The organism is Methylophaga sp. SB9B (assembly GCF_004832235.1).
GTDB lineage: Bacteria > Pseudomonadota > Gammaproteobacteria > Nitrosococcales > Methylophagaceae > Methylophaga > Methylophaga muralis.
Genome location: NZ_SSXS01000008.1, coordinates 138,980 through 147,424, shown reverse-complemented (window position 1 = coordinate 147,424; position 8,445 = coordinate 138,980). Strand labels below are relative to the sequence as shown.

The window sequence follows — 8,445 nt, the reverse complement described above, 5'->3', positions numbered from 1 at the left end:
AGCATTACAACCATGTCCGGCCGCATAGCTCACTGAATTACATGCCGCCAGTTGAATACGCTAAACAGGCAGCATAAAGTAGCCAAATCTCATCATGGGACTGGTACTAATTCAGGGGAAAGGTCAAACATGTAAAAAAAGCAAACTCTAAAGGGTTGTTAGTGTCACTAACAACCCTTTTTTTATGCAAACACGTATGATTTTCTTATTTAATGAATTTGACTCTACAATTAAGAATAATGCAGATATGATAAAGTCATAGACTTAATAGCTTATTCTAAATAACTAATCATTTTTAGCTATAAGCAAATACCTGATGCTGCACTTTTGACGATAAGGATGTTATGAAGAAAAAAATCAGCTGAAGATTAAAAAAATCCTTGGCATTTCTACAAGAAATGCACATCGGCTATCGACTACGAAATTTCAAAAAAAATGATAATTTTAAGAACGTCATTTTTTATCTACCGGCAGCAGATTATCCCAGTGGTGGGGTTATTGTGGCACATGACCATTCCGATGCCATAAATAAGCTGGAAGATAGTGTTGTGAGGTCAATGGTTATGTATCCTTCTGACATCAATTTCTCACCAAACCTATTTGCTCATAATTCCATTTTTAAAAGGGATTTTATATTTGATGTAGAAAAGGATTTTGTCATACTGCCTGAGGTAATGGTCCTACGCTACGCAGCGGATTTATACAAAAATAATATTAAATATGGCATTCATGTACAAAATGGCTATTTAATGGATCTTGAGCTTCGCTCAAATCATGGCAGTTTTTCGCAGCTTAAAGATGCCTATCAAAATGCTTCGCTGATAATCGGCAATTCAACCGATACTATTGATAACATAAAATATGTTTTTCCTGAGTGTTCGGAAAAAGTCATAAGATCGTATTTCGTAATAAACAAACACAAATATCAACCCACTAGAGATAAGAAAAATATTATTACTTATATGCCTCGCAAATTGGCGAAGCATAGTCAGCACGTGCTGTTTTTTTTGAACGAAAAAATACCGGATACCTGGAAAATAGTACCGATTGATGGCGTTACTGAACAAGAAGTTTACGATATTTTTTATGAGTCCAAAATATTTCTTTCTTTCTCAGAGTTTGAAGGTTTGGCAATGCCACCAGCAATGGCGGCTATGTCAGGAAATAAAGTAATTGGGTACACAGGTGAAGCAAACAAGGAATATTTTCACTTACCTTGTTTTGATGAGGTGCCCTGTGGCGATATCAAGCTGTTTGCAACAAAAGTTATAGAAACAATAGATGCATACGAGAATGAAGCTATTCAGTTAGATTTACATTCAATACAGCAGCTTGAAGAGTTATTTTCCAGGACAAAACAGCGTCAATTTCTAAGAGAACTGATTACTAGAGTGGAATCGATTCTCAACTAAATTATCAAATGGGCCTTAAGAGGGTTCAAATTTAGCCTAAAAGATATCTTCGCCTTTTCTTTTCCAAGGATGGTCAAATACAATAAACTTAATAAAACCTGGATCCATTTTAATGGTTTTAACTAAGTGATATGAGAGTTTAAGAAAAGATTTTAAGTTTGGTTTTAAATGATAGCTAATCACATTATTCCATCTTCGCAATCGGTGTCTAAGGAGACGTAGCTTTATTAGTTTACGTAAAAATGGATCTTGTTTGACATTTGGGTGTTTTTTTAATTTATTAATCAGTTTTATAGCAAAATAATGCAGCTTACCGGATTTAGTAATCGAGTTAGCTACTGGGCGATAAACGGCATGTCCACCTTCTGTCCTTACCACTTTGCCTTTTGAAAGGATTATATTCAGCCTTAATACCGAATCTGCAAATCCTTTCATGTTTTCATCATAACAACCTAATCGACGCACAGTTTCAGCTCGATACATTTCACATGCAGGAAAGGGTGGTGGATAAAGTAAAAATAATTCTAATGGTGTGCCAGGTTGGTCAGGCCAACTAGATTTTAGAATCGGAGATAAACTTCCATCTTCTTCTACTCCTCTAGAATCTGCACAATAAATGTCTGCATCAGGCCATTTTTCTGCAGTTAGAATATGGTGCTCTACGATATCGTTAGAGAGCCAGTCATCAGAATCCAAGAAAATAATGAACTCGCCCTTTGAAGCATAAAAGCCGGCATTACGTGCTGCACTGACACCTTTATTGGACTGGCTTATAACTTGAATCTTGTCACCATAATTTGATAGAACGCCTAATGAATTATCTTTTGAACCATCATCTACAACGATGACTTCAATATTCGAATAGGTTTGTGATAAAGCACTGTCCACAGCTTGTTGAATGTAATTTTCTCTGTTGTAACAGGGGATAACGATGCTGACTAATGGCTGGGGCGACATTTAAACTCCATAATGTGCTAATTTGTTCTGCAAGTTTACTAAAAAAATCTAATGTAATTTTGATATTAGCAGTTATAGCAAATAGTCTTGTGTACAATTTTATATAGTTTACGGATTTTCAACCCACGTTTGTACTAAATGGTTAGTAGTCACAACAGCTGCAAAGGCGCACACTGACCAGAGAATCATTTGTTTGCAGATGGTTAAAAAAGTTGTTTGATATACATAACTTCTCAAAATTGATAAAAAATCCTTCAAAATCAATATTCGAGCATTGGTGCTATGGACGCTGATGAAGTCGATGTATATTTTAAGGCGTGACAGCTAAATGAAATTTATTCAAGATATTATAAGAACTATATAGCCTCATTTTTTACATCCGGTGTGAAAATTGATATCTGCGTACACTCAGCCCTACTAGAGTTTAATTGTTCAAGGAAAAAGTATGTTTCGGAGCCTCAATAATCTATATAAAGAATTCTCTCCCTCTGAAAAAAGAACTTTAATCGCATTTCTATTTATCACCATTATTTCTGGCCTAGTTCAAGTTGTAGGCATTGCCTCTATTTTTCCTTTTATTAGTGTGGCGACAAACCCAGAACTCATTGAATCAAATACATACCTTTCTAATCTAAAAGAGTTTTCAGGCATTTCCGAAGCAAATGATTTTTTAGTGTTTTTAGGCGTGATTGTTCTATTGACACTAATAATATCAAACACTTTTCTTGCATTTACCACTTGGCTGACAATGAAATTTGTGGTGAAAACTACTCATAAATTTAGCTATCGACTTTTAGTCAGGTATTTAGGTGAAACTTATTTATTTCATTTAGAAAGAAACAGTGCTGAACTTATCAAAAATCTAATCTCTGAAGTTCCTCGAGTGATCAATGGTGGAATCATGTCAGCGCTGGAGATTTGTGCTAAGGGTGTAACTTGTCTATTCATAATAATCTTATTGGTTCTGGTTGACCCATATGTGGCACTTTTAGTTGCTGCGATTATGGGGGGGGCTTATTTTATTATTTACTACCTCATGCGGGTTAAACTGGCGAAAATAGGACATCGTTCAATAGTGCTTTTTGGGGAGCGACATAGAAATATAAATGAAGCATTAGGCGGTATTAAAGACTTAATGGTTTTGCGTAGACAGGACCATTATCTCAAAGAGTTCCAAAAGATTATTCAAGAAATAATGCAAATTCAGGTACTAAATCGGTCGGCAGTAGAATTACCCAAATATATTGTTGAAACAGTAGCCTTCGGTGGAATACTTGCGATTACGATTTATTTGATTTCAGTAAATGATAATGCAAAAGACGTCATGCCAATGATCGCTTTGTATGGTTTCGCAGGCATAAGGTTAATGCCTGCATTGCAAGCGATTTTTAAAGCCACAGCAACATTAAAACACGATATAGCGGCTGTAGATTTATTCTATGAAGATTTGAAAGGAACAACAGATCAACCCTATGACGCTAATCTCGTTGAAAATCCAGATAAAACCAAGTTAGCGTTTAATAATGAGGTTATCCTTGAGGATATTAGTTTTACTTATCCTAAATCTCCAAAACCAGCGGTCCGGGATCTAAGTTTACAAATTAAGAAAAATACTTCTTTAGGCATTGTCGGAGCAAGTGGCTCTGGTAAATCCACATTGGTAGACATTATTTTAGGGCTGTTAGAAGCTCAAAAGGGCAATATTGTTGTTGATGGTATCAAGCTCAATCATTCCAACATAGGCCAATGGCAAAATGATATTGGATATGTTCCACAAACAATATTTTTAGCTGACTCCACCATTACAGAGAATATAGCCTTTGGTATTCCTAAGGACCAAATAGATATTGAGGCGGTTGAATATGCCGCGAAAATGGCAAATATTCATGATTTTATTGAGAATGAATTAGAGCATGGTTACAAAACAGTAACTGGTGAAAGGGGTATTCGTTTAAGTGGTGGTCAACGTCAGCGTATTGGTATCGCTAGGGCCCTTTATCACAAACCTAGCCTATTAATCTTTGATGAAGCAACAAGTGCCCTTGATGGAACCTCTGAAAAAGCAGTGATGGATGCTGTGAATGAACTTCACGGTCAAATAACAATAATCATGATTGCCCACAGACTATCAACGATCATGGGTTGTGATAATCTGGTTTGGATGGAAAGAGGGATAGTAAAAGCTCAAGGCACATTTGAAGAGTTAATGAAATCCAATTCTGATTTCAGATCCTTTGCCGAGCCTTCAAATCTTTCAGAAACTGAATAATTTATAGAAGTTATATTATTAAAAAAGGATCGCTAAAGAGCTCTGAGCAGTCAATCCTATATCAAACAATAGTAAATCTTATATTCGTGATTTTAGTTAAATTTTTAACGTATAGAGTTTTAAAAAATATGTTATTAATCCGAAGACGATACAAAATAACAATCCAAAAAGGAAGCCAATTATTATTAAGTTTTTATTATCTGCCATTTTTAATCTGTACTTCAATTCTTGAAATATAACAGCCATAAAGCTGATGTGATGCTTTTGAGTAAGAAAGCCATCTTCATTTGGTGAAGCCGCCAGTCGAAGACCATAAAAAGGGTATGTGTGGTGCATTGCACCCGGATCAATATTGGATGAACTTAAACCAATATAAATATAATTAAAACTACCCCCCATCAAACCTTTAGTCCATTCACTACACCGCCAGCAATTTCCTTCACCTTTACTTCTCCAGCTTTCTACCCATTCCCATACATTTCCTGCTTGACCTAAGGTGTTATATGGGCTTCTTGCATATGGATATGCATCTACTTCAGATACATAATATGGTGCCCCTTCGCCTAGTGTATTACCTACCTGATAGTTTGCACTGTGGTTGTCACCTGGCGGAGCTAAATTGTTTGGTGGTATGTCAGAGCGAGTTGGGTATTTCCAATATTTAAATTCACCCGATTTTGTTCTATCAAAAAAAGCTGCTTTATACCATTCATCAATAGTTGGCAGAAATACCAACGCCCCATCATTTCTTGAATCAGGAATTAACGAAGGATTATGCGATTCGTCTCCGCATTCAGGAAATTGAGTTGTATCATATGCACCTGTATATTTAGAACCCTCAGTAGAATGAACAATGTTAGTGTCGCGTTTACGTTTATAGTGTTGAAAATTTGAATACCTAGCTGCTGCATACCAACTGATATAAGTTATAGGTCTTTTTCCCCAGCCAGGTTTCACTTGAAAGTTTATTAAATCTTTCTCAATATTTAGCTCTATTCCACCAGCGACTCCTGAAGTCATAGCTAAATTATATAGGCAAAATTCGATTGCTTTTGAATAGCCAATTTCATTTAGCATATCTACCCATTGTTGATTTGTAACTGCTGTTCTACCTATCAAATACGGGTAATTAACAACACCTCTTTTATCAATGCTAAATTCATAAAAATCGGCATCATCGACTAATAAATATTGGTAGCCGTTTATTATCCTAATGTTCTCTGTATCATCAAAGGGTGTTGACTTAACTATAGTAGGGGAAGGAGTCTCGACAACATCATGTGTGGCGTAAACTCTAAAACCGAAAGTAGACAATTTAAGTTCTGGTCTTTCACTATCCGAATAAGACGGTGATAACGATGATTCACTCATAAATACTGAACCGCCTAAAGCTACTTTATTGATGCCGATAGTTTCTTCAGACCATTCCATTACATTCCCAGCCATGTCGAAAAGACCAAAAGGACTGGGAGAAGAGATATGTGCTCCAACTATAGATAAATGTGGAAAAGGAGCGGCCCAATTCCCATCAAAGTAAGTCACGCTTTTTTTATCTGAGGTTAGGTCGGAGAGAGGTAATTCATTACCTGTTGCATATTTCCAATACCTATCTGCAGCGCCATCGAAATAGGCAGCTTTGTATCGTTCATTTTTGGTTGGAAGCCAAAACTTTGCATTTTGATTCCTTGTTCTGGCAACGACACCATATCTTGTGTCATAGGCTCCAATAGAGTCAGTACCTTCTGTTACCCCTAGCCCACTGAAACCTGGGGCTGGTCTTCCATAATGAAGCCAGTTAATAAACCTTATGGCATCGAACCAAGAAATATAAGTAACTGGAAGTTGCTCATAACCTAACTTTGAAATATAGATATATTTATCATTATTCTGTTGACGTATGATTCCTCCCCAAAAGTGTTCTTCCATTAGTGGAGTATATAGATTAAATGGATCTCCTTCTTTGGCTACAGAATTCAAAAATAAAGCGTATTGTTCATTGGTGATTTCATATTTACCGGCAAAAAAATTTTTATCAACAGCTCCTAAATTGGTATCTAAATCTGCAATATTTCCAGGGTAATGGATAGTTTTAAACTCGATACCTTCTATTAAATTTGTATCAGCATAAATTCGTTCGTGTTGAATTAGTATTAGCGAAAGAATAAATATTGCAAAAAATTTGTTCATAAGCAGCAAGTGACCTTTTCCATGAATTAGTTCCAATGGATTGATAGGATCTGGATAGATTGAAACAATATTGTTAAACGTTTACTATCGATAAGCAAATCAAATATTGAATGAGAGTGCTAGACATCTAGGAGTGTTAAATACAGGCTCAAATTATGTACTATGGGATAATTTTAAATTCGATTTAATTATTAAAATAACATTCACTTGTCCTAACTCAAACTTTTAATAAAGAAAAATTTATAATATGAATGATATGAAATGTATTTTTGGCATTCTTAAGAAAAAACTTAGAAATATACGAAAAATCCTCTCCGTGCATCGTGCATGGAATCGCGTCTCCAAAAAAATCACATATAAAAAAATACCTAACACTTCAACACGGATCCTTATATTTCCATGTGACCTTAGGACCATCGTCGGTTCAATAGGGGATAATGCTATGTTAAACTCACTACTCGATCACAACAAAAACTTAAACCCAGACATCGTTGTGCATATGCTTTGTAGAGATAGCGCTGTTGAAATTGTCAAAAATAAAGGGTTTGAGGCGGTCGTTTTACCCTGGCTAGGATTAAACCAATTTCCTGAGTTCTTTTCCCAATTATTTGCAAGTAATGAGTATGCCGAGTTATTTATTCTCGGTGCCGATATTATGGATGGCTATTATGGTTTGGATCATCCTGCGATGGCATTAATGGCTGCAGACATTGCTGTAAAACACGGTACTAATGCCACAATTCTTGGGGCTAGTTTTAATAATCATCCACAGCCTGAATTGGCTCGTTTCTTCAATAAAATTGATGCACGAGTCCGTTTAAATATGCGAGATCAAACTTCATTTGAACGTCTGGCAGCTTTTTCAAAAGTTAGTGCAACACTTGTTGCTGATGCAGCCTTTATGCTTAAACCTGGTAATGTTCCTAAAGATGTTGAGAATTGGGTTGGAAAGCAGCGCAGCGAAAATCGCATCTTGCTTGGTATAAATGTACATCCCATGTTGATCAAAAAGGCAAGTGAATCTGATGTTGCAAAGCTCGTTAGTTCAACCGTTCAAGCCTTAAACCTAACTCAATCAGAACGCAGCAACCTAAGTTATTTGTTGATCCCACATGATTACCGCGGTGAGGATGGTGATGCCCGCTGTCTTAAACCAATCTTTGAACAGTTAAAAAACAATAATTCAATTCGTTGCTTTTATCTCGAAGGAGAACATGCAGCTGCTGACTTAAAAGCTATTGCCGGTCTGCTTGATGGGGTTATTACTGGAAGAATGCATTTAGCAATCGCGTCGTTGGGAATGGGGGTTCCGGTTTTAAGTCTCACTTACCAAGATAAGTTTGAAGGCTTGTACCGTCATTTTGACTTACCCAAAAGTTTACTATTATCTATAGAGTATTTTGACGAGCCTGAAAAACTTGCTGATCAATTCATCAGATTTGTTGATGATCTTGATTCACTCAGACAACAAGTGAAAGATAAAAAACCTAAGGTAATTGAATTGTCAGAGAAGAATTTCATATCCTGATATGGCTCTTCGTTAGCTTTATGTTTGCTTAACTTTTACACTGCGTATTAATTACAAACGCATTGAAAGTAAGTATTTGTTTTATTGTGCAG

General features: G+C 36.0%; 5 protein-coding genes. 3 read left to right on the top strand and 2 right to left on the bottom strand.

Going from position 1 to position 8,445, the window contains the following annotated elements:
- Positions 1–380 precede the first annotated feature (380 nt).
- The gene (locus tag E8Q33_RS10330) at positions 381–1,412 is read left to right on the top strand and encodes a glycosyltransferase (RefSeq protein ID WP_136554600.1); all 1,032 of its coding nucleotides are present in this window, start codon (positions 381–383) and stop codon (positions 1,410–1,412) included.
- A 36-nt stretch (positions 1,413–1,448) separates the two neighbouring features.
- On the opposite strand, the gene E8Q33_RS10325 is transcribed toward E8Q33_RS10330, so the two are convergent.
- Positions 1,449–2,369, bottom strand: a complete 921-nt coding sequence (locus E8Q33_RS10325; protein ID WP_136554598.1) for a glycosyltransferase — start codon at positions 2,367–2,369, stop codon at positions 1,449–1,451.
- 445 nt (positions 2,370–2,814) lie between these two features.
- Here E8Q33_RS10325 and E8Q33_RS10320 point away from each other — a divergent pair, with 445 nt between their 5' ends.
- A complete protein-coding gene (locus E8Q33_RS10320; protein WP_136554596.1) occupies positions 2,815–4,638 on the top strand; it encodes an ABC transporter ATP-binding protein in 1,824 nt (607 codons plus the stop codon).
- Positions 4,639–4,734: 96 nt separating this feature from the next.
- Here the strand turns inward: E8Q33_RS10320 and E8Q33_RS10315 are convergent, their stop codons facing one another.
- A complete protein-coding gene (locus tag E8Q33_RS10315) occupies positions 4,735–6,825 on the bottom strand; it encodes an SUMF1/EgtB/PvdO family nonheme iron enzyme (RefSeq protein ID WP_136554594.1) in 2,091 nt (696 codons plus the stop codon).
- Between the two features lie 247 nt (positions 6,826–7,072).
- On the opposite strand from E8Q33_RS10315, the gene E8Q33_RS10310 reads away from it, so the two are divergent.
- On the top strand, positions 7,073–8,353 hold the full coding sequence (locus E8Q33_RS10310) for a polysaccharide pyruvyl transferase family protein (RefSeq protein WP_136554592.1): 1,281 nt from the start codon (positions 7,073–7,075) through the stop codon (positions 8,351–8,353).
- The last annotated feature ends 92 nt before the right edge of the window (positions 8,354–8,445 follow it).

Excerpts from the sequence above, each read along its gene's own strand:
- E8Q33_RS10325 (WP_136554598.1), bottom strand. The coding sequence starts at position 2,369 with ATGTCGCCCCAGCCATTAGTCAGCATCGTTATCCCCTGTTACAACAGA.
- E8Q33_RS10320 (WP_136554596.1), top strand. The coding sequence starts at position 2,815 with ATGTTTCGGAGCCTCAATAATCTATATAAAGAATTCTCTCCCTCTGAA.
- E8Q33_RS10310 (WP_136554592.1), top strand. The coding sequence starts at position 7,073 with ATGAATGATATGAAATGTATTTTTGGCATTCTTAAGAAAAAACTTAGA.
- E8Q33_RS10315 (WP_136554594.1), bottom strand. The coding sequence starts at position 6,825 with ATGAACAAATTTTTTGCAATATTTATTCTTTCGCTAATACTAATTCAA.